Genomic DNA, 26,840 nt, shown 5'->3' on the forward strand with positions numbered 1-26,840 from the left:
CAGGCCAAAGAAATTGAAAAAGCATATAAAGAGCTCAAGGCTACCCAGGCTCAACTAATTCAATCCGAAAAAATGGCTTCTCTTGGAGAACTCACAGCAGGAATAGCCCATGAAATTCAAAATCCATTGAATTTCGTAAACAACTTTTCCGACCTCAATCAAGAGCTCATCGATGAATTAGAAGATGAAATCGAAAAAGGAAACCTTGCTGAAGTGAAGCAAATTGCCGCCTCCATCAAGGAGAATGAGGCCAAAATCCAACAGCATGGTAGACGTGCAGATCTAATCGTCAAAGGAATGCTTCAACACAGCAGAGCTAATTCCGGTGAGAAAAAGGAAACCGATCTCAACTCCCTTGCTGAGGAATTTCTGAAGCTCTCCTATCATGGGCTTCGTGCAAAAGACAAGAGTTTTAATGCAAACTTCAAACTTGATCTCGACCCTACTCTTCCTAAAGTAAAAGTTGTGGCTTCAGATATCGGAAGAGTGATTTTAAATTTGGTGAATAATGCCTTTTATGCCTGTGCAGATAGAAGCCAAAGCACCCTCAATGGAAAAGCATCACTTGTCCAAGATAGCCATCAAGAAAATGGGTACGATCCAGAAGTAATTGTCAGCTCCAGACAGACTCCAAATGGGATCGAGCTCTCGGTGAGAGACAATGGTCCAGGCATTCCGGACTCTATCAAAGAAAAAATCTTCCAACCCTTCTATACCACCAAGCCAACAGGTTCTGGGACTGGTCTTGGGTTATCGCTGAGCTATGATATTATTAGAGCACACGGGGGAAAATTAAAGTCTTTTCTAAAAAAGGGGAAATGACCGAATTCATAATATCTCTCCCTTTTTCTAATTAATTCGAATGGTATGAAAAGATCATTTTATCATTCCATCAAATTGGGAGAAGCCGTATATCACCTGATCTTGTCAAAAAGCAAATCTGTCTAATTGTATTCTAAACTCATTCCTTCAAAAGTTATGGAAGGAATGAGTCCAAGATTTTGAAAATCACAAAGTAATTTTCACTTCGTTGGTTCAAAAAAATTCAATTTTAATATTGGTATTTTTATATATTTTCCATTACCAAAATAAATTATTAAAAAAACCCATCTCCATTCTTTTAAAACTTTTTAGCGCCAAAATCGGGCAATATTTTACAGATTTATAAATTCCTGATTACTAACATTTTGAAATATTTTTTCTTATTTTAGATTATATTTCATAAGAAATTAAATGTTTTTCACTCGTAGAAAAATGTTGTTTTTGACACTTTTTACCTGATTTCTGATTTTTCAAAAACACGGTCTACAAAACGTTTTATTCTTTAAACTGAATGTTATGCAGAAATTACTGACGCTCGCAAAGGGGATAGTGATTGTTTTTTTACTTGCATCAAATTTCACTTATGCCCAATCTGTCAAATTGGAGCAAGGACAAAATGGTGGAGTCGATAAGGAAGCTACAAGTCCCGTAATTTGGTCAACAGGAAACTCCAACTCCGGAAATAGCCATTTTTTGAAGGCCAATCCATTCCCTATCGTCTTACCATTTCCAAACTAAAAGCAGGAAGCCATACAGTAGAAATTGAATGGGATACCAAAAAGGACGATAAAAATGCCATTGATTACATCACCAATTTCAATAGAATCTGCGAGGAAGTTATCCCTGGCACAGGCACTCCCAGTTTCGCTGCAATTCCTGCACCAGAAGGAAATCCACAGCCTTTTACAAGTTTTACTCAACTTACAGAAGACGAGCGGAAACTCGCCATTTATGGTGGAACGATAGAAAATGTTTCTTACACGATACAGGAGAACAGTTCCTCCACAACAATCACCCGCCTTCGTATTTCTTTTGTTGTAGAGGGAGACAATGGGGCCAATAATACTGCAGTCATTGCCTGGGGAGGCCATATTGCCAAAGCCCAGGATTGGGGAGAGGGTAATTCAGCCGCTAGTATAAACGGGTCTCCGTACCATACCAGAGTAGTTTCTCTTAACGACAAATCCGTAGGAAGCCAAAGCAGTTCTGTACAGGCTGCGACAGAAGTTCTAGAATCCGTAACTGAATGCTTGATTGAAGGAGAAACCGAGGTTTGTGAAGGTTCTATAGCTACCTATAATGCCCCCGAAGGAGGGTTTTCCTATGTTTGGACGATCAGCGGAGAGGGAGAAATCAGTGGGGGTCAAGGTACTAATAGTATTACAGTCAATTGGGCAGGATCTGGAACAGTTGCCGTTGCAATAGAAAATGAAGGAACTTGCCTGCCCATCCAATGCAGCTTAGATGTTACCTATACGATCCCACCAACCTTCTCTGTATTTGAAGCAGTACTGTGTAGCACTGAAAATGGAGGAAATACTGCCATTGGAAATCTCTATGATTTTATTTCTGTAGATTTTGGAGAGGTAACTTTTGTTCGTAATGGACAAACAATCGAAACTCCAGAGGAACTTTTAGTCACTGACGGAGATGTCTTCGAAGTATCTACCGTCGGAAATTGTAGCACTTCAGAATCATTCACTGTGACAGTCAATGACCGTCAGATTTTTGGAATTTGTACCCAAGGAAAAGTCTACGAACTGATAGGCTCTGAATTGAGTGCTTTGAATGAAATATTCAATCAAGGGGAAACCGTGGAATCCAATAAAGTATTCTACATCGATGGGGATGAGGTCCTCATTGAGGTAGTTTATTTTAAAGATCGATTTGCAGAAGCAAAGGCAATTTTAGAAAACTTAGGCTTTGTAACCCCTACCGAAAAAGAGCTTAAGCAAGATCCCAACTCGTTGATTATTGCTGGATTTTTCCCAATTGCAAACCTGCTGGAATTAAATCAATACTTCGAAATTCTAAACCACGTTAGACCTGCATTTCCTCCTGTAGCCAATAAAGGAGCAATCACTACCCAAGGCGATCGGGTCATGCGATCTAATCTGGTACGAGCCGGATATACACATTTTGAAGGAGATCAGCCCATTGATGGTACAGGAATAAAAATAGGAGTGCTTTCGGATAGCTATGCTACACGAACAGATGCAGGGGTAAATACCTTGGAGACCGATATTTCAAACGGTGATTTACCTGAAAACATCTATTTCTTGAGAGATCTGCCAAGTCGATTTGGAACAGGCACAGATGAAGGTCGTGCCATGATGCAAATCATCCATGACATTGCTCCAGGAGCAGAGTTGGCCTTCCGTACCGGAATAATTACAGCAGGAGATTTTGCCCAAGGAATACGAGACTTAGCGGCCGCTGGAAGTGATGTTCTAGTAGATGACATATCTTATATGACTGAACCTAGTTTTAGAGATGGTAAAGTCGCTAATGCTATCAATGACGTGACTGCTGAAGGGGTATCCTATTTTACCTCTGCTGGTAATTTTGGCATCAAATCTTTTGAATCGACCTTTAACCCAGTAATCGATCCCACTATTCAATTGCCTTTAAATAGCGGTACTTGGGAGGAACAAGGAAGAGTTCATCAGTTTAGTAACGGATCCACCACACAATCCATCAATGTCTTCCCGGCAGAAAATGGGCCTGCTGTTTATATGATTGCATTGCAATGGGAAGACCCGCTTTATTCAGTGGATCAGGTAGGAAGTCAATACGATCTAGACATTTATTTGAAAAACTTTGATGTCCCACTTTTTGGCTTTAATCGGGATAATGCCAATGGAGACCCCTTTGAAATCCTTTCTTTTACCATCACAGAGCCAACAACCATCGAACTCTTGATTGCAAGGGAATGCGAGAGTTGCAACGACCTGGATACCAACACAGGCATTAAATTTAAGTATGTAGTATACAGAGGTGAACTGGATCCGAATGATCAAAATGGCATCAATGCATCCACAGTAGTGGGTCATGCTAATTCTGAAGGAGCCATGACGGTGGGTGCTGTACTTTACGCCAATACTTCAGTATTTGGATTTAATCCAGCATTGGTGCCTAGTGGAACAGAACCCTTTACCGTAGCCTCTTTCTCCTCACGAGGAGGAACCACCACCAATGGGGTCGTTCGAGCGAAGCCAGATTTTACAGCTCCTAATGGGGTGAATACCACCGTCAATTTGGGTGCTCCCAATTTAGAGGGTGATGATTTTCCAAATTTCTATGGTACCTCTGCCGCAGCTCCTCATGCAGCTGCTCTTGCTGCCTTGATCAAACAAGCCCGAGTCAAATATTACCCAGAAAGTTCTCCTCCCGACTGGGAAGGCGAAGTAGGAACTACCACACCAGGGGACATCCGAAGAGTACTTAAAACAACGGCCCAAGACATGCATGATCCTGGAGAAGACTTCCTTTCCGGAGCGGGAATGGTTCGGGCAGATAAAGCATTATTGACTTTAGCATCTCCTAATCCCAATAATATTGAATTGGTGTATGAGGAGGGAATAAATCCTGGAGAGGTAGAGTTTCAATTGATCATCCAGGGGACCAATATCTATGAAGGTTCGAATGTGTATTTGAGAGAAGAACAATTAAACGCTGTCTATGGTGTGGATGAATTTGGAACAGGATATTTGGAAGTGACAGTACCAACTTTTGAAGGAAATCCAGGCGTAACAGTCGTCAATAATTCCATTTCCGATAGTGAACTAGATGGGGGTACTGCTGGACCTGAATATTTCTTTGATGTGGTTAAAAAAACCATCGCCATCCGGGCAGATGATCTATCCAAAAAATATGCACAGAAAGTACCTGATTTAACAGCAAGTGTTTATGAAAGAATTGAAAATAATTGGGAATTAAGCGAGCTGAGCTTGGAGGAAGTAGGATTGACTTTGGATCCTGAGAATCCGAATCCTTCTTTACAATTATTGACCTTATCCAGTACCATTACTGGTGATTTGGCCGAAGTAGGAACTTATGTTATAACCGCTTCACATCCTCAAACTACCTATACCTACTCAGATTTCTTCAATTATGTAGGAGTGCTTCAAGAAGATGGCACCTTCTACTATGACGGAACCAATGATGATTTTGGAAATTATGGTCCTGGAATTATCACCGTGGAAGCCTTACCGATCTCTATCAAGCCGAAAGACCTGATCGATCAATTTGCGGTTGAATACGGAGAGTCCATTGGAGATGCATTGGAATTTGAGGTTTTGATTGCTGATAGCCTCATAGGCCCAGAAAGCAATCCGAAAATCATGGATGTGGCCGGGTTGAAAAACAGCGTTCTTACTCAGTATATGGAGGACTTGGAACTTGCCAAAAGAACAGGAGACAATAGCCTTCCATTGGGAATCTTTAATGGAAGATCCATTATCAACAAAGAAAGCTTTGTCAACAAAAGCTTCATGGTCAGCGGACGAAGCATTATCAATGCTAGAACCATCATCAACGGCAGATCCATCATCAATGGGCGAACCATTATTAATTCTGCATTTGATGTTCCTTCTGACTCCTTCTTAGATTACCTAGAAGATCCAGAAAACCAAGAATTGCAAGCCGTCAGCATTAATGGAAGAACGATGATCAATGGGAGAACCATCATCAATGCCCGAAGTATCATTAATGGTAGAACCATCATCAATGGAAGGACCATTATCAATGCTAGAAGCATCATTAATGGACGAAGCATAATTAATTCTAGAACAATCATCAATAGTACCGGAGGTGAAGAAGAGGAAACAAACTTCAATAACCTGGTCATTTTTGGAGAAAAAGATCTGGAATTAGCTGAAGAAGGGGAAAATGCAGAAATCGGGAAGTACTATGACTTTGGTGCTGAAACAGGAGAAAATAACGATGATTTCAACTTGGAATTCTTCTCCATCACTATGGTAACTGGCACTGATGTAGGGCCACAAGTAATTATCCCGGGAACTTTTGAATCCAGGAATTTTATCTCACACTATCTACCGGCTGATCTTACCATTACTCCTGCATCCTTACTTGCTGAAACTTCAGCGACACCAGATGCCATGATTTATGGAGATTCTATTCCTCCATTAAGTACCTCATTTGAAGGGTTTAAAATGAGCACCAGCTTCCTCAATTCTGAAGAAGTCGAAATCACTTTAGAAGAAAATGCCGAATCCGTGGTGGATACAGTAACCTATCAACTGCTGTATCAGGAAATTGCATTCCCACGAGTGGGGGTGATTCCAGTAGGTACCTATGAAATAGATCCGGAAATCACCCTTATTGAACCTTCAAATTATATTATTGATCCTATAAATAAAGGAATACTTTCAGTAGGAAAAGCTACACCTACGGTTATTGTTACCGGTGGAGAATTTGAATATTTAGGAGAACCAATCGAAGCTAGCGCTTACGCATATGGTATTGGAGGAGAGGAGGATTTGCTAGATAGGAAACTTATCTCTATTGAATACGAAGGAGTTGGTCAAACCAGCTATGGGCCTACCACTTTTGCACCTGTATTCCCTGGCACGTATCAGGTAATTGCACAATTCGCAGGAGATGAAAATTACAATCTCGCAAGTTCTGAGTATGCGCCTTTCCTAATAGTAGGATGTGCCAATGAAGCTCCTGAAATTGGAGATTTTGAAACTGCCATGGGAGCCGGAAGCTCCAGTAACCCTGCGACCATTAAAAAACCTGCTAATACCAAAATCGGTGATTTGCTGATTGTCGGACTTATGTTTGAAAAAGGAGAAGCTCCTTCGGTAACCCCTACAGAAGATGGCTGGGTATTAATTCAGCGGGTCAACCAGGAAAATCAAGTCGCCATGGTCACCTATTACAAAGTGGTGGAAAACAAAAATGAGCAAGAAACTTATGGGTTCCGAATCAATCAAGCGCCAAAATGGACCATGGGAATTACAAGAGTGGAAGGGGCCGATATCCATCATCCAGATGGGCCGATTGTCACCTTCAGTGGAGATTCAGGATCCCAAGGTTCTGCAGGAACTGCACCATCCTTGACCACCACGGATTGTAATACTCTAATTATGTTATTCTACACTAACAAGAAAAATGCAACCTGGACTCCTCCAGCAGGCACGATAGAAGTATATGATGATCCTAATGATCAGCAAGGTCTGACCTCTAATATGATGAGCTATTTTATTCAAAGTGATGCTGGCGAAACTGGAGACTTAAGCGCTGAAGCTTCGGTGAGTGAGCAGTGGGTGGCCCAAGCAATTGCCATTAGGCCAATCGTAACAAATTTTGAAAACGCTAGAGTTAAACCAGTTACCGGAGAAACCAATCCTGAAATTTCATTATCTTATGACAGCAAGGAATTGGATCAAGAGGGAACTTCAAGTGAATTGATTGCTTATCCAAATCCCGTCAATGATCGATTGAACCTAAATCTGAAAGGATTGGTCAATGAAGAGCCAAGTGATTTCTCTTTGGTAATTCTTGATGCCATGGGTAGAATCCGTCATTTGCCAAGAATATGGCACGAAAGCGAAAGTAGACTTGAGTTGGACTTCTCTCAAATGAATGTCGGTTTCTACATAATCAACATCAATACTAAGAAAGGGATGAAAACCATTCATATCATCAAAGACCCATAAAAATAGATCTCCATATTACCGAAACATCCACCGACTAAATGAAGGTAACGTAATTCGCAAAAACTAAGGAACCAGGACCATTATATGACTACTTTTAGATATGTGCTCATTCTATTTTTGTTTGAAGCTCTCTATTTACCCAAAAGTTTTGCCCAAACGAATAGGATAGATAGTCTTGTACAGTCCATTGGGGAATTAAATGAAGATAGAACAATGGTTACAGCCTATTTAGATATAGGCCGCGAATACTTTGACACTGATCTGAATATGACTATCCATTACATGGATTCAGCTATTCAATTGGGCAAAAAAGTCGATTACAAAAAAGGATTAGCCGATGCATACAATCTAAAAGGAAGAGCTTATGCCCAACTGGGAAATTTTCAGGAAGCTATTCTTACTTTTCAGGAAGCTCTAAAGTTCTACCAGGAAATTGGAGACCAAACAGGGGAGGCTAATATTTTGAGCAACCAGGGTTCCATTTACTTTAGACTTGGAAACAGTACCAGAGCGCTGGAATTACATTTTCAATCCCTCAGTATTTCAGAACAACTAGATAATAAGCTTCGGATTGGGACTTCTCTAAATAATATTGGGACTGTTTACAGCAAAAATAATTCGACCATCCAGGAAGCCCTAACCTATTTTAAACGGTCGCTACAGGTATTCGAAGAAATTAATCTAGAGCCGGGAATGGCCATAGCTGCCATGAATATAGGGGAGGTCTATTTTTTGAGATTCCAATTATGATTCTGCAACATTTTACCACCAAAAGGCTTTAAAATTATGTGATGGAACGATTGATGCCACTTTCCCCTCACCCAACTCGGAGAAATTAGTTCTCAATTGGGAAATTTTCAGGATGCTTATGGATACCACCAAAGAGCAATGGACATTTCAGAAAAGTTGGATGCTAAGTTCGAATTGACACAAAGTCTAATAGGTCTGGCCAAAACCCAGATTAAGCAGCAAGATTATCGGGGAGCTATTTCCAGCTTTGAGCGGGCTAAAACCTTAGGGGTAGAAATTGATGCCAAAAATGAATTGGTAGATATTTATGAAAATCTAGCCAACACTGAAGCACAAATTGGAAACTATAAGGCTGCTTATGAAAATGAAATCAATGCCAAATCCGTCAAAGAAGAAATAGCAAAATCAAGTACCGAAAAGAAAATACAACAGCTCCAATTTGAATTTGAATTGGACAAAAAAGAGGCTGAAATCGAACTTCTTCAAAAGGATACAGAGCTAAAAAATGCAGAAGTATTAAATCAAAGAGTGATCATTTTCGCTTCCTTGGGAGGCTTGGCAATGTTTGTCATTATCAGCATTTCTCTTTTCCGAAATAATCTGAGTAAGCAAAAAGCCAACCGCCTGTTGCAAATCCAAAAAGAAGAAATCCGAACCCAAAGAGAAAATGTAGTTTCTGCTTATGATAAATTGAAATCGACTCAGGCCCAATTGATCCAGTCAGAGAAAATGGCTTCTTTGGGAGAACTGACCGCAGGGATTGCCCATGAGATCCAGAACCCTCTCAATTTTGTAAACAATTTCTCCGAGGTTAGTGAAGAAATGGTGGATGAAATGAAGGAAGAACTGGAAAAAGGTGATTATGAAGAAGCAAAATCCATCGGAGAAGAAATCAAACAAAATCTATCCAGGATCAGATTGCATGGAAAGCGTGCGGACTCCATAGTCAAAGGGATGTTGGAACATAGTAGATCCAATGCTAGGGAAAAGGTGCCTACAGATTTGAATTTACTGGCCAATGAATTTTTACGACTTTCTTATCATGGTATTAGAGCTAAAGACAAGGCTTTCAATGCAGACTTTGAGCTGGAATTAGATGAGGAACTGCCTAAAGTGACTGTGGTACCCCAAGATATTGGAAGGGTCATTCTCAACATGGTTAATAATGCCTTCTACACGGTCAACGAAAAATCAAAAACCGGAATTCCTGACTACCACCCGATGGTTCGTGTGAAAACCAAAAAAACTAATAATGGCATAGAGCTGTGCATTCAGGATAATGGCAGTGGTATCCCAGAGTCTATCAAGGACAAAGTATTCCAACCATTTTTCACTACCAAACCAACCGGTTCTGGAACAGGTCTTGGCTTGAGTTTAAGCTATGACATTATTAAAGCCCATAATGGGGAGTTAAAAGTAGAAAGTAAAGAAGGGGAAGGCACTGAATTTACCATTTTCTTACCGAATTGAATTGAAAAATCAAGATCCGAATCCTCCAAATCATTCACCACAACCCAATTTATAAAATGCATTTATAGTCATTCATTATACCTATTAATGCAGTTGAAACAATTGATTAAAACTGAGACAATATTTTAGTATGGCTTTTTAAATGTGTGCTACAATGAGAAAAGTTTTATTTATCTTGATAAACATCAACGTTTTTCAACTATAATTATGTTTCAACTCGATAAACTCCAAAAAGGTAGGGCTGAACTAAACCCACCAATTCGCCCATTGATTTCATCAACTAGAGATCCATTGGATTTGGAGTTGAAAGTAGTGTATGGTGAAATTCCGGATGATATCACAGGCCATGTTTTTATCAACTCTTCTAGTGGCTCAGTAAACTCCCCTTATCCATATCCCAAAACATTTCCAGATGGAAGTAAAAATCCAGAATACGGATCTCCGATTCTACTTGGTGGGGGATTTGTGATGAGATATGATTTTGATCAGGAGGGAAAGGTTTCTCTTAAAGCAAGATTGCTAAAATCCCCGGCCTATTACGCAGATGAAGCATTAAAGCACGGGAGTCATCCGCAATACCCAAAATGGGAACAAGGATTTAGTGCTTTCAAAAACCTGGGGATTACCAGAATGTCATTTTGGTTAGGCTGCTGTGACTTGCTTTCTACAGCCATCACTCCTATCCGTTATGGGAATGATCAATTTGATCGATTGGTCGCCACTACCGACGTGGGAAGGCCTTTTGAATTTGATCCCAAGACCTTAGAACTTAAAACTGCCATTGGCTACTTAAAGGAATATGCCAACGGGGTGCCGGGCATTGTACCTTGGCCATTTCCGGTACTACAAACGACCGCCCACCCAGCCTTTGACCCTGTTACCAAAGAACTCTTTTCGGTCAACTATACAAAATCTACCAAACTTCAACTCCAAGAATCTAATCTATGGCCCTCCCTGCATAGACACCACCATGCCATCGAGAAGGACCTAGAGGATAAAGTTAAAGCTTGGAGTTCCATCGAGGATAAGACAGAAGCCCGCGAAAAACTGAATGAGTATTTTGGAAATGTTCATAAAAAATTCCCCTCCCATGAAAGTAAATCCAAGAGGTTTTTCAGAAAATTAAAACACTCCATTTCAAAATTCTTTGGGAAAGTCATGAAATTCTTCGGAATACCATCCAATGAGTTTGCAGTGAAAGACGAGGTTTATGTGCATGTGTTTGATGGATCCAAAGATTTGAAGACCTGGAGATTAGTCGATGAACAAGGAAATGACCTGCAAATCACACAATGCTGTCATCAAACTACTGTTTCCGAGGATTACTTTGTCTTTATTGACGCTGCTTTCAAAATTTCCATGGATTTGATGTTCAACAATCCATTTCCTCATAATGATGAAATTGACAATTTCATTCGTAAGCATACTACCCTTCCTCAGGAACCCTATACCTATGTCTACATCGTGGCAAGAAAAGATTTAAAAGAAGGTTCGAAAACTGTGGTTGCCAAGAAAATAAAACTGGAACCTGAGTTTATCCACTGCTACCTAAATTATAAAAACCCCGACGGCAAGCTTACGCTATATGGAGCCAGCAACAGTGCCGCCTGTCTAGCAGAATGGGTAAGACCTTTCGATAAACTGGTAAACGGATCCGATATAGAAAAAGACACGGCTGGAATCATCTCCGCGGGTGTCATGGATATTGGTAGAATAAGCAAGTACGAATTGGATGGAGAACAAGGAAGCCTGATTTCAGAACAAATTCTGGATGCTGTAGGAAAACTGGATCAACCCGAAGACTTGGGGGCTCATACTTGGGGCGTTGGAATCTATACCTTCCGAGACATCATTTCCGGAAGTATCCCAAGCAATGAAATTACAGATATCTATTTCCAATGCTATGGATTGGAACCACGAAGATTGACCGAATTCATTTATGAACTTTATAAGGATTATCCCAACAGGAAGGTACCTGCTCCAGAGGTCAAAAAACTTTCTGAGGAAGGCATTCCTCACCAGTTAGTAAGACTCAATGCCCAAACCTTTGAACTTGAGGATTACTTTCAATTCCCAAAGGCTATGAAATTAGGTCTTTGCAGTTTACACATAGAAAAACTATCAAAAACCCAAGACCTGGAATTGATGGGTACATCACGGTACTGATGATCAATGAAGATGAAGTGAATGGCGTGAAAAATTTCTTTAGAGAGGTCTGGATATTTGATGCCGCCAATTTGAAGGATGGGCCCAAAACCGTGTTGTCTCACCAAGAGTTGAATTTTGCGTTTACGCTACATTCGGTATGGACACCTTCCTTGGAAACCAATCCGGAAGACCCCTATCTAGTGCCTGTGAAAGAAGACTATCAATACATGATTGATAAAATCTGGCTGGACAAACACAAAATTCAGGAATTCTTCGATAAGGAGATTTTCCCACACTTTTGAAGGAATCCTTGATTCCATCGAAATTTTAAATTAATTGCAGCATACAACCCACTACAAGTCAACTACTTGTATCGTTTTTGAGTAAATGAACATAGGAGAATATTTATTAAAGAATAAACTGTACGAAGACTCCGAAACTTCTGTATATGAAGCGGTACATCATCAAACCGGGGTCAAAGTAATTATAAAGGTTCATTCGGATGACTTTCCATCTCCTCAGAAAATTGAACGGATCAAAAATGAGTTCAAGCTAGGAGAAGGAATTACCGGCGAAGGCCTTGCGCATTACCTAGAACTAGTTAGAATTGGTAATGGATTTGCGATCATCCAAGAATATTTTGATGGAAAATCTCTGGATAATTTTGTCAAAAATAACCAGCACCTTTCCATCGGTAATTTTTTGAAAGTAGCTCCAAAAATTGTTCATGCACTTGGCGAGATGCACCGCCAGAAAATTGTACACCGGGATATCAGTACCGATAATATCTTAGTATCCGAAGACTTCAGTGCCATTCGCTTGATCGATTTTGGGGTTTCAGCTACTTTCCTTGAAATCAGCAATGAAAGAATAGGTGGGGGAAAATCCATTACCTCTCACCAGAACAAACAGGTAGAATCAATCGATTAACAGATTATAGAACAGATTTCTATTCTATTGGGGTTTTGTTCTATAGAATTCTTACAGGAGTTTTTCCTTTTGACAGTGAGGATTCATTTCAGATCATTCACCAACACATTGCCTCACCTCCTCCACCACTCAAAGACTACTTGCAATCGATTCCTCCGGTTTTGGAAAAGATTATTTTCAAATTGCTATCCAAATCGGCTGACGATCGATACCAATCTGCTGCAGGATTGGAGAGAGACCTCATCATTTGTGCAGATTATTTTGAGGAGCTTGGGGAAATTCCTGATTTCGAGCTGGCAAAACATGACTTCTCTTCCATATTCAGACTGCCCAGGCAGTTGTTTGGTAGAGATAAGGAATTAAAAGAACTAAATTCCCATTGGAAGAAATGTCTGGATAAAAAGAAAACCCAATTTCTTCTGGTTAAAGGGGCTCCAGGAATTGGAAAGTCTGCGTTCATACAGGAATTAAAAAGGCCTGTCTTAGAACAGAATGGATTTTTCTCCAAGGTAAATATGAGTTGCTCAACCAGCCTATTCCTTATAGTGGGTTAATTCAGGCCTTTGAAAGTCTTCTCACTCAATTACTCAGGGAACACAAAACTTCTCTGACCTTTTGGAAAGATCAATTGACCAATGCCCTTGGTCAAAATGGAAAACTTTTAACAGAAGTATTTCCTACGCTGGAGAAAATCATAGGAGTTCAGAATGCCTTAGAATCCTTATCCCCACTGGAATCCCAAAATAGATTTGAATATGTCTTTGAGGAATTCATCAAAGTCTTCACAGCGCAACCCTATCCTATTGCCCTCTTTTTAGATGATTTACAATGGATGGATTTAGCAAGTATCAACTTACTTGCCCAGCTATTGAAAAATAATCAAAATCAAACCTTTTTTATCGTTGGGGCTTATCGGGACAATGAAGTGGATGAAACTCATCCCTTAAGTCGGATGCTTTCGGATGTTTCCAAACTTGGGGTGGAATTCAATCAAATAGAATTGGATTTGCTCCCAGTCATTGAAATCACTCATATTTTAAGTTATTGTTTGATGCGGGATAGCTCAGAGGTAGCCGAAGTCTCTCATCAGATTCATCAAAAAACAAGTGGAAATCCATTTTATGTCCACCGTTTCATTACCAGCCTTTACGACAAAGGACTTATCTATCCGGATACCCAACTTGGACTTTGGAAATGGAATAAAGAAGAGATTGCCATTGAAAGCGCCACAGAAAATGTAGTGGATTTCTTGATGAAGCAAATGGAAAGCCTGCCTGCCGAAGTACGATCCTATCTGGGAACTGGTGCTGCTATAGGAAACCGCTTTTCGAGTTCAGAAATGGCAAGTTTATTTGGTGTAATCGAAACCCAATTCATAGAAAATTTAGCTCCAGCGGTTAATGATTCTTTCCTTCTTTTTGATGGTTCCTATTATTTCTTTGTTCATGATAGAATACAGCAGGCTTCCTACCTCTACCTAAAGGACAAAAAGAAAGTCCATCTGGAGATAGGCGAATTCTATGAATTGAATTTGGACCGAACAAAAGAGGATTGGGCTTTTCTGATTACCAATCAATTGAACCGTGCACAATCCTTAATTACAGATCCAAAAAAGCAGATCAAACTTGCCCAATACAACTACGAGGCAGGTATTAAGGCCAAAGATGCCGTGGCCTTTGATGAATCATTGAATTTATTAAACCAAGCGGCGAGTCTTCTGGAGGATAAAGAACCTTGGGTAACAGAATACGATTTGAAATGGAAAATTCTTTCCGCACAGATAGAGGTAGAGTTTATCGCAGGAGAACAATCCAAGGCATTTAGTTTAGCCGAGGAGGCAATTAAATACGGTAAAACCAACTTAGAGAAAGCCTTGATCTATAATCAGCTGATTATTTTCTCACTATGAAAATCCAATTTCAAGAAGCCTTAGATTATGGTGCAAAAGGATTGGAATTGATTGGATTAACTATTCCTGAGGAGCAATCTATAGAAGCAGCGATTGGTCAAGGATTTGGAACTATCATGGGTTTAATGGCAAACAAGAAGCCTATTGATCTCCTTTCGAATAGAACTTTGTCGGATTCGGAAATACCCAATATCCAACTTAAACTTCTGGTCAACATGCTTTCTCCTGCCTTCTTGAGTGGGCAAAGCAATTTATGGTCTTATTTAGTGTTAACTAGTACGGCAATTTCTATTGACCATGGAAATAATGCAGAAAGTTGTACCGCCTACAGTTCTTATGGAATTTTATGTGGTTTAGCTTTTAGCGATTTCCAACAAGGATATGATTATGGAGACCTTTCCTATCAGCTCTCCAAAAACTTAACAGCCTTCGCCAAAGAAGTAACACCTGCTTTGTTTTAGGGGCCTTCCTGAATATCTATGCCAGACCTGCTAAGGATAGTTTAACATACATGGATGAAGGATTAATCTCTGGACTTCAATCTGGTGAACTGCAATTTGCAGGTTATAATATTTCCGGTATGGGTCAGACTATCACTACAGCTGGAAATTCACTAGCCCAACTGGATCAAAAGCTCTACCAAGGATTGCAAATCGTAGAAAAGACCAAAAACCAATTTGTGAAGAGTACCATATTGGCTTTTTACCAAATGATCAAAGATTTAGGAGGCTCATCTTCACTTGAAACGATCGATTCGGAAAGTGTGATTTATTCACATCTAGAGAAAGAGCAAAACTATTTTGGGCGCTTCTATTTCTTCCTTTACAAGGGCTTTTCTTCCTATTTATTGGGGGATATTCCTTTTGCTTACGAACAAGTATCCATTGCCAAAAACTACCTATCTGCCCTCCCCGGCTCCACGGTTTTGGCAGATTACTATACCTATCTTCCTTTGATTGCTCTAGAGTTAGTTTCTGGAAAAACACCTTCTGAAGAAATCACAGCTGAGATAGATGAATCCTTGGCAATCCTTGAAAAGTGGAATGCTTCTATTCCAGAAAATTTTCAATTTCGTATTGATTTAATCCGGGCCACTCAGTTGGAGCAAAAAGGACATCTTTTAGAAGCCTTGGACCTTTATGATTCAGTAATTAGCCTGGCATCGAAGCAGGAAATGTTGCCATTGAAAGCCATAGCATTTGAAAAGGCCGGTAAAATGATGCTGAATAATCAAAAAATACGCATTGGAGAAATTTACCTCAAGGATGCATATCTGGCTTATTTGGAATATGGAGCCAGTAAAAAACTGGATCAGCTTCAACAAGACTTCCCTACCATTTTCCAAAGCGGTAAGGCTGAAAAACCTTAACGCTCAGCGAAACTACACGGACCATCCAGTCTCTGGAAATGTTCGATTCACATACCCTTATTAAAGCCTCCTCCGCCATCTCCCAACAGGTAACCCTCAAAGGGGTGCTAGGAAAAATGATGGAGGTGGTTCTGGAAATGCAGGTGCAGAAAAAGGGTATTTTCTGATGTATACCGAAGGGGCCTGGAAAATAGAAGCAGAAGGAACCATCAATCCTCCTTCTTATACCCTGCTACAAGGTATTCCTTATCCTTCGGATACGGTTCAATTACCAGTAGAGATCATCAATTATGTGCAAAACAGTCAAAAATCGCTTTTGCTTGAGGATGCACAAAATCATCCGGAATTTGGGCTCATCCCTTATTTAAGGACCAAGGAAGTCAAGTCTATGCTTTGTCTTCCGGTCATTCACCAGGGTAAATTATCTGCTATCCTTTTATTGGAAAACTCCCTTTCGGTAGGAGCTTTTACCAGCTCACATGAAGAATTGCTCCAGACGCTTTCTACTCAAATCGCGATTTCCATTTCCAATGCTCAACTTTACGAAAACCTGGAAAGAAAAGTACTGCTTAGAACAAAAGAACTCCAGCTTCAAAAAGAAGATTTGGAACAAACCTTGAATGACCTCAAAAAAGCACAGCGTCAGTTGGTAAACTCTGAAAAAATGGCCTCCATGGGAGAATTGGCTTCGGGAATAGCACATGAAATTCAAAACCCATTGAATTTTGTGAACAACTTCACTGAAGTAAGTGATGAGATGATTGATGAGTTATTGGAGGAATACCGAAAGTCATCAGATTCAAGAGATGAATCCTTGTTTCAAGAATTGCTTTCGGATGTGAAATCCAATCTTCAAAAGATTAGAAAACATGGCTTACAAGCAGATGCCATCGTCAAAAATATGCTCGAACATAGCAAGCAAGGTCAAGGAAGACATGAACTGACTGATCTCAATGCGATGGCCAATGGATTCCTTCGAATCTCTTACCACAGTTTCTTGGCAAAATATAAAAACATCATTTCCAAGGATATAGAAATTGAAATGGACATATCCACCGATGAAAAGATCCCAAAAGTCCATGTGATTCCCCAGGAAATAGGAAAAGCCTTACTAAACCTATTGAATAATGGATTTTATGCAGTACTCGACCGAAAATTAAAGGATGAGGAAAGGAAGGTGGACTACCAACCCATTGTGAAGGTGAGTACGGAACTGGCAAGTCATGGGAATAGCGGTAAAAAAATCCTGATCAAGGTAAAAGACAATGGCATGGGAATTCCTGATTCCATCAAGGATAAAATTTTCCAACCTTTTTTCACCACTAAACCCACAGGATCCGGAACAGGCTTGGGATTGTCATTGGCTTATGAAATCATCATTTCCCATGGAGGAGAATTAACTGTTCAAAGTAAAGAAGGAGAAGGAGCTGAATTCATCGTTTCATTGCCCCTGAAATAAATTACTCCGCCGTATCTCCTTTACTATCATCCTTCAAATCTTAATTTCCCTACCTGATCAATTTCGCCTTAGCCTGCTTTAGAAAACTCCAGTCTTCTCAATCGAAAATCCAATAATCCTCATTTTTTATACTACGAAAACTAGTTTTAAGGCTACCTATTGCTTGATATTGAAGGATTTAGTTTTGATTCTATTTCTGAATACCTATGGAAATTCCCGTAATAAAATGTAGATTAAAATGCCAAACAGGAAGGAAGGGTGATAGATAGAAATGAATACATAGTTGTGTGAGCTTTTTTTAAATGAAACCCAACAAAAGCGAAATACCTCTGAGTACTTTTTCTATTGATCACATTCGGTGAACAACTGGTTTCATTTTTTCAAAGGATATACCAGGCAAACACCTTTAGCATAGGTTGCTCTCAAATGCAGATTTTTGAAACCTACATGGCCTCCACCCTATTTGGGAAAAATTTGTAAAGGTGGAATACAAGTATATGATTCATCAATTCTTCACGTATTTATCAAACCATACCAAATGAAAACCACTTATTTTTCATTTGTAGTGTCTTTGGCTTTTATTTTTTCTTGCTCAGAAAGTCCAGAAAAAGTGGCAACTGAGGTAAAAACCCCTATCTCTAAACCAACTGTGGTGCAACTGGATGCATTACCCGATTCTTTACAGCCTATTCCTCGGTTTATATCAGAATTAAAAGCACCGCAAGTAGTAAGCGTTCCTCTGAGTTTCTCAGAACAAAGAAGCTATTTCAACGATGGAGAACTGATTAACCTCAGCCCACCTTCTATCTCTCCTTTAATGGTGTTGCAGGATGAAGATGGAAATCCCGTAGAGGGAACAAATGGCCCCTTCATCCTTGGAGAAGGAGGAAGAGCACAATTTACTACCTATACATCTGATGACGGATTGGCCTTAGATGCGGTCAACTCTTCCTTATTAGACAGTCAAGGTCACTTATGGTTTGGAACTTCAGGAGGAGGAGTAAGTCATTTTGATGGAAATACTTTTACCAATTACACGACAGTTCAAGGACTGGCAGCCAATAACTTAAGATCCATTATTGAAGATCAAAGTGGAAATATTTGGTTTGGAACTGTTGGTGGAGGAGCCAGTAAATATGATGGAGTAAGATTTACTAATTTCAATACCAGCAATGGATTGGTGGATGATATTGTCTTTATCATCAAAGAAGACCAGCAAGGAAATCTCTGGTTTGGCACTAATGAAGGAGTAAGCAAATACGATGGGAACACTTTCATCAATTATACCACCGAAGAAGGGCTGGCCGGAAATGTAGTGGTGAGTATAGAAGAAGATAAAGAAGGGAACCTGTGGTTTGGTACCTATGGAAATGGAGTCAGCAGGTATGATGGTAATCAGTTCATTTCTATTGCCGCTACCGAAGGACTGTCAGGCGATCGGGTTCGGGTAATCTTAAAAGACTCCAAAGAAAACTTATGGTTTGGGACTGTAGGAGAAGGGGTCACAAAATATAATGGAGAAACTTTTGAAAACTACCGAATTGAAGATGGGCTGGCCAGCAACCTAATTCGAAATATTGCTGAAGACAAAAAGGAAATCTCTGGTTTGCTACCTCAGGGGGCGGAATCAGCAAATTTGATGGAAACACATTCACTACTTACACCACTGGACAGGGATTGGCGAGCAATAATGTCCTCAGTATTTCTGAAGATAACTCCGGAAAATTATGGTTTGGAACCGATGGAGGAGGAATCAGCAGATACGATGGGCTTGGTTTTACCACCTTTACCACTTCTCAGGGATTGGCGGCAAATATTGTAATGAGCATAGCCGAAGATCCCCAGCAAAACCTTTGGTTTGGAACACCTCTGGGAGGTATCAGCAAGTTTAACGGGAAAAATTTCATTAACTACACCACCGCCCAAGGCTTGGCTTCGGATGTCATATTCAGCCTATATGCCAACCGAAATGAAGAACTATGGATAGGCCGCGTGGGTGGAATCAGCTTGTTTGATGGCAAGAGTTTTACCAACTATTCATCTGACCAAGGTCTCACTGGGTATGATGTTTTTAGCATTTTGGAAGATAAAAATGGAATTCTCTGGATCGGTACCGATGGAGGTGGTGTCACTCAATTTAACGGAGAATCATTTACCAATTTTACCCCAGATCAAGGCCTGGCAGGATATGCCATTCTCAGTATTATAGAAGACAAATCCGGTAGAATCTGGTTTGGTGCTGCCGATGGAGGAATCAGTATTTTTGATGGTAAAAGCTTTACAAATCTCACTACAGAGCAAGGATTAATTGATAACACAGTCCTTAGCATTGAGGAAGATTTTGCAGGGAATTTCTGGGTCGGCACTGAACATGGGTTAAACTTTATCAGCTCCAATGATTTGAATGCCCTGCTTCAAGGAAACTTCTCAGATACAGAAAATCTTTTCAAATCCTTTACAACTACCGAAGGGTTACCCAATGATGTCATCCTTCAAATCGAATCATTCCCAACTGGCAAAATAGCCGTTGGTACAAACTTAGGCTTGGCGATTTTTGATAGCCCTACAGCCAATGAGCCTATGCAGGAGCTCAAAAACCTCGAGCTTTTTAATTCCAACACAGGCTATCCCGTTAAAGACCTAACAGACGGTCAAAAAGGAATGTTTTTGGACAGCAGGGGCATTCTTTGGGCGGGCACAGGTAGCAACAAAACTGCTTTGAGCAGGTTTGATTACTCCTCTTTACTTAGAAATGAGGATTTACCAAAAGTAGCCCTGAAGCAAGTAAAGATCAATGAGGAAAACCTCTCTTGGAACCTTTTGGCTCAAAGTGTCAATAATCCAGAAAGTGAAGGCATTCCTGCTCCTCAAATCAATGAAGAGGTCAGTGTATTTGGAAGAAGCCTAAGTGAAAAAGAACGGGAAGCCATGCGAAACCGATTCAATTCGATTGAGTTCGATAGTATCGCTCCTTTCCATCCTATTCCACTTAATTTGGAGCTACCCTATAAAAACAATCACTTAACCATCGATTTTGGTACCAACGAAATTTCAAAACCCGAATTAATTGAATATCGGTACATGTTGGAAGGCTATGACCAGGAATGGAGCCCCGTTCTCAAAAAATCCGAGGCCACATTTGGTAATATCAGTGAAGGAACCTATACCTTCAAAGTCATGGCCAGATATAATGGGCCTGCAGCAACAGGAGCGAGGGAGTGGACCAACCCGACCAATTACACCTTTACCGTTTTACCTCCTTGGTTTAGGACCTGGTGGGCTTATGGATTGTATACCCTGATCTTTCTATCATTGATTTACCCTGTATCCCGATACCAAAAGAATCAGGTACTAAAAGCCGAACAAAAGAAAGCCCGAGAACGGGAATTGGCACATGCCCGGGAAATTGAAAAGGCTTATGCAAAGCTAGAAGCCTCCCATGAGCACTTAAAAGAAACCCAGTCACAATTGATCCAAGCTGAAAAAATGGCTTCCTTGGGAGAGTTGACAGCAGGAATCGCACATGAAATCCAAAATCCCTTGAACTTTGTCAATAATTTCTCCGACGTTAGCAATGAATTGATGGATGAAATGATCGAGGAATTAGAAAATGGGGATATGGAAGAAACCAAGGCCATTGCAGAAGATATCAAACAAAACCTCGAGCGAATCAACCTGCATGGAAAACGAGCCGATTCCATTGTCAAAGCTATGTTGCAACATAGTCGGGTAGGTTCGGGTAAAAAGAACCCACAGACCTCAATGCACTGGCAGATGAATGTTTACGCTTAAGTTTCCATGGACTCAAAGCAAAGGACAAAACATTCAATGCCGATTTTCTCACTGACTTTGACAAAAAACTACCTCAATTGGAAGTCATCCAGCAAGATATAGGTAGAGTCATTCTGAATATGGTAAACAATTCATTTTATGCAGTAAACGAGAAATCAAAAGCAGTAAATGGTACTGCATACCAACCCTATGTTAAAATTACCACCAAACACATCTTGGGAGGAGCAGAAATTACCATAGAGGATAATGGGCCAGGAATCTCTACTGAAATCATCAATAAGATATTCCAACCCTTCTTTACCACAAAACCTACAGGGCAAGGAACTGGGCTAGGTCTATCGTTGAGTTATGACATCATCAAGTCCCATGGAGGGGATTTGAGAGTAAAAAGTAGTACCACAACTGACCAAGGAACCGCATTTACTATTTATATTCCAGAATAATTCTTTTAAACTATCTAATTCATAGCTTTTACATCAACAAAAAAACGTCGTGCTTTCAGTAAATATCATTTCCATCATTCTTCTATTTACCCTCAAGAGGCCCCTAGGTACTATTCAGGTCTCTGAAGAGTGGAAACGTTTATTCAATTATGGAATAATAGCAGCGATAGCCTTGATGGTGATTGAGTGGATTCCTATGCCTTCACTCATTTCCTTCATAGCCAGCATCGCAGGATATCTATTGATTAGTGCGATTGTCTATGTCACCCTTCAATTTCCTGCGCTAGAGCACAAGAAAGGCGTGATATATGCCTGGTTGCCAATTATTGTCATATCCATCATTACGGAGATTTTTGTGGCGCTGGCGCCGGACTTTTACAATAAATGGGATTCCTACTTCGAAACCGCTGAGGCATTTGCGTTTATCTGGGCCATTGCTATGTGGATTATCAATGCCAAGCAAAAGAAAAACCTGGAGAAAGAGCGAATCAAGGCACTGGAGAAGGAAAAGGAACTGGAAATCACTGAGCAGTTAAAAAATCAGTTTGAGCAACAGGTGAAAGCTCGAACAGCAGAATTGACTGCCCAGAAAAACGAGTTGGAGAAAATCGTGCAGGAACTAAAATCCACCCAATCCCAACTGATCCACGCCGAAAAAATGGCTTCTCTCGGTGAGCTGACCGCCGGCATTGCGCATGAAATCCAAAACCCGCTGAATTTTGTGAATAATTTCTCTGAATTGAGTAATGAGCTTTTAGTGGAGATGAAGGAAGAAATTGAGGCTGGGAATTATGAACTGGCTTTGGAAATCGTGGATGACATCACGCAAAACCTACAAAAAATCGCGCACCACGGTAACCGCGCTGATTCCATTGTCAAAGGAATGCTACAACATAGCCGAATCAATTCAGGGGAAAAGGAATTGACCGACCTCAATGCTCTAGCGGATGAATTCCTAAGGCTTTCCTATCATGGGCTGCGAGCCAAAGACAAAAGCTTCAATTCGGATTTCAAGTTGAAGTTAGACCCCAACCTTCCTAAAGTGAAGGTGGTAGCACAAGATTTCGGCAGGCTGATCTTAAATCTGGTCAACAATGCTTTCTTCGCGGTCAATGAGAAAAAGAGCAAATTGGATCCTAATTCGGAGGAGGGAAAAAACTACCAGCCTACCGTAGAAGTTACCACTTCTCTCGAAAATAATAAGATCAAAATTACGGTATCGGATAATGGAAGTGGAATCCCTAAATCCATTAAAGAAAAAATATTTCAGCCCTTTTTTACTACTAAACCAACAGGGTCTGGAACAGGCTTAGGCTTGAGTTTGAGTTATGATATTGTCAAAGCTCATGGAGGTGATTTCAAAGTGGATTCGGTAGAAGGTGAGGAAACTACCTTTACCATTATTCTTCCACTGGATAAGCTAGAAAAATCAGATAAAGCGGAAGAATAAAAAAAGAGTAAAAAGTCATCATGAGTTTACTTTAACGAAAGAAAAATGAATATTTTGATAGTAGATGATGAAACGGATGTAGAAATACTTTTTCGTCAAAAATTCAGGAAAGAAATAAAGAAAGGAGAGATCAGCTTGTCTTTTGCCTTTTCCGGACAAGAAGCATTGGATTTTTTAGAACAAGAAAATCCTCCCCAAGTTGTATATGTGTTTTCGGATATTAACATGCCCGGGATGACGGGCTTGGAACTGTTGAAAAAATTAAGGAACGTTTTCCACAAATCAATGTCAGCATGATATCCGCATATGGGGATACCGAAAACTATGAGAAGGCGATTGATTCAGGGGCGAAGGAGTTTTTACCAAACCCATTGACTTTGAATTTTTAAAAACTGAAATCGCCAATTTGGTTCACAAACAAAAATCAAACAAGCCATGATCAGAATATTAGTGGTAGACGATGAGGCGGATCTTGAGGTATTGATCAGACAGAAATTCAGAAAGAAAATCCGCTCACAGGAATACGAATTCTATTTTGCCCTCAATGGTAAAAAAGCATTGGAACTCATGGAGGAATCAAAGAACATTGACATGATTCTGAGTGACATCAATATGCCTGAAATGGATGGGTTGACCCTGCTTTCGCGGGTTAAAGAACAAAACTCCTTATTGAAAACGGTCATCATTTCCGCCTATGGAGATATGGAAAATATCCGTACCGCCATGAACTTGGGTGCTTTTGACTTTATCACCAAACCAGTAGATTTTCAAGACCTCGAAATTACCATTGAAAAAACCATCACCTACATCAATCAGATCAAGGATACCCTCAAAGCTATGAAGGAAAATAACATCCTAAGGATGTATGTAGATGAAACGGTATTGAATTTCATGGGAGGCCGGGAAATAGAAAGTGGACTGATAGAAAACGAAACCATGGAAGCGGCAGTGGCCTTTATTGACCTCTGCGGATTTACAGCAATCAGTGAAAACGAAGAACCCAATGTGGTGGTGGGCCAGCTCAATGATTATTTTGACATGATGGTGAGAGAAATCATCGCCGAACAAGGAATTATAGACAAGTTTATTGGCGACGCGGTAATGGCAGTGTTCAAAGGAGAAGATTATGAAAAGCGGGCCATACGTGCGAGTATCGCGATTCGGGATAAGATGAACGCCATGCCGGTGTTTTCAGAAAAATCCGGATTCCAACCCAAAGTATCCATCGGAATTAATAAGGGAGAAATGGTCTCTGGTAACATCGGGTCGATCTCCTTGAAGCGATTGGACTACACCGTGATTGGGGATACCGTCAATGTAGCTTCCCGGCTGCAATCAAAAGCCAATCCGGGACAAATACTGATTTTAGAACAATACCAACATGATGTGAAAGATGATTTCAAAATCTCCAAGATCGGGGAAATGGTCTTGAAAAATAAAGCAAAACCTGTCACCGTTTACGAAGTAAATTCTTAACTCATTCAGCCACAGTAGCTATCAAATAATCAGTAATTATTAAAGAATTGGCCGCAAGCGGTCAATTTTTTAATTTCAGGGCCAATCATTTGCCTATAAACAGGATTAAGCTGTAGATTATTTACCCAAATACCACTATATGAAAAAATTTACCCAACCTGCCTTGTTGGTTGCCTTGGGAGCATCGGTGAGTTTTGCCACGATGATTCCAAAATCAACTAAGAAACTGCTGCCCATGGACCACGCCACAATGGTTCAGACAGACAGCACCAAAAAAGATTCCATTGTAACGCCGAAGTTTAAAGATCTTCCTCTCAAGCCCGAACGAGAAGTAAAATTCAATACCAAACAAGGTACTTGGATGAGCGTGGACGTGAGCCCGGATGGAAAGACCTTAGCTTTTGACCTGCTGGGAGACATTTACACTATTCCGATCGAAGGTGGAAAAGCAACTCCAGTTACCACAGGAATGGCCTATGAAACCCACCCTAGATTTTCTCCGGATGGAGAGAAAATCCTTTTCACTTCCGATCGCGCCGGAAACGACAACCTTTGGTACATCAATCTGGTCAAAAAAGACACGGTACAGATCACCAAAGACAAAAATGGGGACGTACCTGGTGCAGACTGGACCCCAGATTCCGAATACATTGTGGTCAGCAAAGGAAGAAGGATTTCCAAATTGTGGATGTACCATAAAGATGGAGGCGGCGGCATTCAGTTGAATGAAAACCCAAGCAGCATCAAAACCATCGACCCATTCGTAAGCCCGGATGGAAAAAAGGTCTACTATTCTATGCGAAGTGGTTCTTGGAACTACAATGCCTTGCTTCCCCAATACCAAATCGGAACCTATGATTTTGAAAAAGGAGAAATCAACCGGATTACCTCCCGATATGGTTCTGCTTTCACGCCTACCCTAAGTGATGATGGCAAATGGATGGTCTATGGTTCTCGCTGGGAAGAAAAAACCGGCTTGGTACTCAGAAACCTGGAAACAGGAGAAGAAAATTGGTTGGCCTACCCGGTTCAGCGGGACGAACAGGAATCCATCGCTCCACAAGGAGTATTACCAGCCATGGCCTTTACGCCTGACAGCAAACATGTCATCGCTTCTTATGATGGTAAAATCTGGAAAATCTCCGTGGATGGCGCCAGCCCTCAGGAAATTCCGTTCGAAGTGGATGTGAACCTGGCCATGGGGCCTCGTTTGTATTTCAACTACGAAATCAAAGATACAACCGCTGCAAGAGCCACTCAGATCCGGGATGCAGTTCCTTCTCCTGATGGCAAGAAATTAGCCTTTACGGCTTTGAATAGATTGTATGTCATGGACTATCCGGATGGGGAACCAAAACGAATCACTAATCATGATTTCACCGAAGCCATGCCTACCTGGAGTCCTGATGGAACCCAACTGGCATTTGTAGGATGGAATGAAACCGAAGGAGGACATATTTACAAGGCTACCTTAGGAAACAGAGGCAGCGTTTCTCAGCTTACTTCCGAAAGTGCGCTATACATGCAGCCCGCTTGGAGTCCAAGAAATAGAATCGCTGTTTTCAAGGCATCCAATCAAGTCATGAAAGATGCGGAAGGCCCGGGAATCAATGGTTCGGAAGCAGAATTGGTTTGGATCCCATCTGCTGGTGGAGAATTCAGAAAAATCATGGATGCCGGAAATCATGGCAACGTACATTTTACCAAAGACACATCCCGAGTATTCTTGAATGGTCCTGGTGGCACCTTGCTAAGTGTCAGATGGGATGGAACCGACGAAAAGGAATATGCAAAAATCACAGGCATCACTCCTTTTGGATCAGTTGCTGAATCCCATGATGATCATGGACATACCACCAATCCTGAAGAAGCATCAGATATCCGCTATGTGATGGGACTTCCAAGGTCCAATGCAGATGCAGTGAATTACTGCATGCTTCCTGAGGGAGCCTCAGCACAGGAGCCTCAAATGAGACCTAGTAGTGCCAGCACCATATTGATGGCTCCAGAAGGAAATCTTGCCTTGGCACAGGTCAATAACAATGTGTATGTGGTAACGATTCCTACGGCAGGAAAAACCCTAGCATCAATGTAGGTAATCCGGAATCCAGTAATTTCCCTTCCCGTCAACTCACA

18 protein-coding genes and 3 pseudogenes are annotated in these 26,840 nt (G+C 40.7%); all 21 read left to right on the forward strand.

Features of this window, described 5'->3' with window-relative positions; genetic code table 11:
• The first annotated feature begins 72 nt into the window (after nucleotides 1-72).
• The 21 genes and pseudogenes from V8V91_RS14415 to V8V91_RS14515 all read left to right on the forward strand — a co-directional run bounded on the left by V8V91_RS14415 (nucleotide 73) and on the right by V8V91_RS14515 (nucleotide 26,799).
• Nucleotides 73-822 carry a sensor histidine kinase gene (locus V8V91_RS14415; protein ID WP_373395754.1) on the forward strand — a complete coding sequence of 250 codons (750 nt, stop codon included), beginning with the start codon at nucleotides 73-75 and terminating at the stop codon, nucleotides 820-822.
• A gap of 516 nt (nucleotides 823-1,338) precedes the next feature.
• Complete coding sequence (locus tag V8V91_RS14420) at nucleotides 1,339-1,560, forward strand: hypothetical protein (protein ID WP_373395757.1); 222 nt, start codon at nucleotides 1,339-1,341, stop codon at nucleotides 1,558-1,560.
• Nucleotides 1,561-2,072: 512 nt separating this feature from the next.
• Entirely contained in the window at nucleotides 2,073-7,508 is a 5,436-nt protein-coding gene (locus V8V91_RS14425) for a S8 family serine peptidase (RefSeq protein ID WP_373395759.1), read from the forward strand.
• Between the two features lie 84 nt (nucleotides 7,509-7,592).
• Nucleotides 7,593-8,258, forward strand: coding sequence for a tetratricopeptide repeat protein (locus tag V8V91_RS14430; protein WP_373395761.1), 666 nt, complete (start codon nucleotides 7,593-7,595; stop codon nucleotides 8,256-8,258).
• Nucleotides 8,259-8,336: 78 nt separating this feature from the next.
• Nucleotides 8,337-8,504 (forward strand): annotated as a pseudogene (locus V8V91_RS14435) (hypothetical protein); the annotation flags it as partial.
• 282 nt (nucleotides 8,505-8,786) lie between these two features.
• On the forward strand, nucleotides 8,787-9,728 hold the full coding sequence (locus V8V91_RS14440) for a sensor histidine kinase (protein ID WP_373400695.1): 942 nt from the start codon (nucleotides 8,787-8,789) through the stop codon (nucleotides 9,726-9,728).
• Nucleotides 9,729-9,935: 207 nt separating this feature from the next.
• Nucleotides 9,936-11,894, forward strand: coding sequence for a carotenoid oxygenase family protein (locus V8V91_RS14445; protein WP_373395763.1), 1,959 nt, complete (start codon nucleotides 9,936-9,938; stop codon nucleotides 11,892-11,894).
• A complete protein-coding gene (locus tag V8V91_RS14450) occupies nucleotides 11,894-12,178 on the forward strand; it encodes a hypothetical protein (RefSeq protein ID WP_373395765.1) in 285 nt (94 codons plus the stop codon). Before V8V91_RS14445 ends, V8V91_RS14450 begins: the two co-directional genes overlap by 1 nt.
• An 85-nt stretch (nucleotides 12,179-12,263) precedes the next feature.
• Nucleotides 12,264-12,806, forward strand: coding sequence for a serine/threonine protein kinase (locus V8V91_RS14455; RefSeq protein WP_373395767.1), 543 nt, complete (start codon nucleotides 12,264-12,266; stop codon nucleotides 12,804-12,806).
• Nucleotides 12,807-13,144: 338 nt separating this feature from the next.
• A pseudogene (locus tag V8V91_RS14460) lies at nucleotides 13,145-14,715 on the forward strand (AAA family ATPase).
• The gene (locus tag V8V91_RS14465; protein WP_373395770.1) at nucleotides 14,712-15,176 is read left to right on the forward strand and encodes a hypothetical protein; all 465 of its coding nucleotides are present in this window, start codon (nucleotides 14,712-14,714) and stop codon (nucleotides 15,174-15,176) included. Before V8V91_RS14460 ends, V8V91_RS14465 begins: the two are co-directional and overlap by 4 nt.
• Nucleotides 15,177-15,226: 50 nt before the next feature.
• A complete protein-coding gene (locus V8V91_RS14470) occupies nucleotides 15,227-16,084 on the forward strand; it encodes a hypothetical protein (protein ID WP_373395772.1) in 858 nt (285 codons plus the stop codon).
• A 38-nt stretch (nucleotides 16,085-16,122) separates the two neighbouring features.
• A complete protein-coding gene (locus tag V8V91_RS14475) occupies nucleotides 16,123-16,251 on the forward strand; it encodes a hypothetical protein (protein ID WP_373395774.1) in 129 nt (42 codons plus the stop codon).
• Nucleotides 16,251-17,543 (forward strand): ATP-binding protein, encoded by a 1,293-nt coding sequence (locus tag V8V91_RS14480; RefSeq protein ID WP_373395776.1) that lies wholly within the window; start codon nucleotides 16,251-16,253, stop codon nucleotides 17,541-17,543. The genes V8V91_RS14475 and V8V91_RS14480 overlap by 1 nt, the downstream gene beginning before the upstream one ends.
• A gap of 817 nt (nucleotides 17,544-18,360) precedes the next feature.
• Nucleotides 18,361-19,029 (forward strand): annotated as a pseudogene (locus V8V91_RS14485) (two-component regulator propeller domain-containing protein); the annotation flags it as partial.
• 191 nt (nucleotides 19,030-19,220) lie between these two features.
• On the forward strand, nucleotides 19,221-21,335 hold the full coding sequence (locus tag V8V91_RS14490) for a two-component regulator propeller domain-containing protein (RefSeq protein WP_373395778.1): 2,115 nt from the start codon (nucleotides 19,221-19,223) through the stop codon (nucleotides 21,333-21,335).
• 77 nt (nucleotides 21,336-21,412) lie between these two features.
• Entirely contained in the window at nucleotides 21,413-21,778 is a 366-nt protein-coding gene (locus V8V91_RS14495) for a sensor histidine kinase (RefSeq protein ID WP_373395780.1), read from the forward strand.
• 49 nt (nucleotides 21,779-21,827) lie between these two features.
• Nucleotides 21,828-23,228, forward strand: coding sequence for a sensor histidine kinase (locus V8V91_RS14500; protein WP_373395782.1), 1,401 nt, complete (start codon nucleotides 21,828-21,830; stop codon nucleotides 23,226-23,228).
• Nucleotides 23,229-23,273: 45 nt separating this feature from the next.
• Nucleotides 23,274-23,525 carry a response regulator transcription factor gene (locus tag V8V91_RS14505; RefSeq protein WP_373395783.1) on the forward strand — a complete coding sequence of 84 codons (252 nt, stop codon included), beginning with the start codon at nucleotides 23,274-23,276 and terminating at the stop codon, nucleotides 23,523-23,525.
• 138 nt (nucleotides 23,526-23,663) lie between these two features.
• Complete coding sequence (locus tag V8V91_RS14510; RefSeq protein WP_373395784.1) at nucleotides 23,664-24,704, forward strand: response regulator; 1,041 nt, start codon at nucleotides 23,664-23,666, stop codon at nucleotides 24,702-24,704.
• Nucleotides 24,705-24,843: 139 nt separating this feature from the next.
• On the forward strand, nucleotides 24,844-26,799 hold the full coding sequence (locus V8V91_RS14515; protein WP_373395786.1) for a hypothetical protein: 1,956 nt from the start codon (nucleotides 24,844-24,846) through the stop codon (nucleotides 26,797-26,799).
• Nucleotides 26,800-26,840: the final 41 nt, after the last annotated feature.

The organism is Algoriphagus halophilus, assembly GCF_041729275.1.
GTDB lineage: Bacteria > Bacteroidota > Bacteroidia > Cytophagales > Cyclobacteriaceae > Algoriphagus > Algoriphagus halophilus_A.

Excerpts from the sequence above, each read along its gene's own strand:
- V8V91_RS14420 (WP_373395757.1), top strand. The coding sequence starts at position 1,339 with ATGCAGAAATTACTGACGCTCGCAAAGGGGATAGTGATTGTTTTTTTA.
- V8V91_RS14415 (WP_373395754.1), top strand. The coding sequence starts at position 73 with ATGGCTTCTCTTGGAGAACTCACAGCAGGAATAGCCCATGAAATTCAA.
- V8V91_RS14465 (WP_373395770.1), top strand. The coding sequence starts at position 14,712 with ATGAAAATCCAATTTCAAGAAGCCTTAGATTATGGTGCAAAAGGATTG.
- V8V91_RS14515 (WP_373395786.1), top strand. The coding sequence starts at position 24,844 with ATGAAAAAATTTACCCAACCTGCCTTGTTGGTTGCCTTGGGAGCATCG.
- V8V91_RS14455 (WP_373395767.1), top strand. The coding sequence starts at position 12,264 with ATGAACATAGGAGAATATTTATTAAAGAATAAACTGTACGAAGACTCC.
- V8V91_RS14510 (WP_373395784.1), top strand. The coding sequence starts at position 23,664 with ATGATCAGAATATTAGTGGTAGACGATGAGGCGGATCTTGAGGTATTG.
- V8V91_RS14480 (WP_373395776.1), top strand. The coding sequence starts at position 16,251 with ATGTATACCGAAGGGGCCTGGAAAATAGAAGCAGAAGGAACCATCAAT.
- V8V91_RS14430 (WP_373395761.1), top strand. The coding sequence starts at position 7,593 with ATGACTACTTTTAGATATGTGCTCATTCTATTTTTGTTTGAAGCTCTC.
- V8V91_RS14470 (WP_373395772.1), top strand. The coding sequence starts at position 15,227 with ATGGATGAAGGATTAATCTCTGGACTTCAATCTGGTGAACTGCAATTT.
- V8V91_RS14475 (WP_373395774.1), top strand. The coding sequence starts at position 16,123 with ATGTTCGATTCACATACCCTTATTAAAGCCTCCTCCGCCATCTCCCAA.
- V8V91_RS14450 (WP_373395765.1), top strand. The coding sequence starts at position 11,894 with ATGATCAATGAAGATGAAGTGAATGGCGTGAAAAATTTCTTTAGAGAG.
- V8V91_RS14505 (WP_373395783.1), top strand. The coding sequence starts at position 23,274 with ATGAATATTTTGATAGTAGATGATGAAACGGATGTAGAAATACTTTTT.
- V8V91_RS14445 (WP_373395763.1), top strand. The coding sequence starts at position 9,936 with ATGTTTCAACTCGATAAACTCCAAAAAGGTAGGGCTGAACTAAACCCA.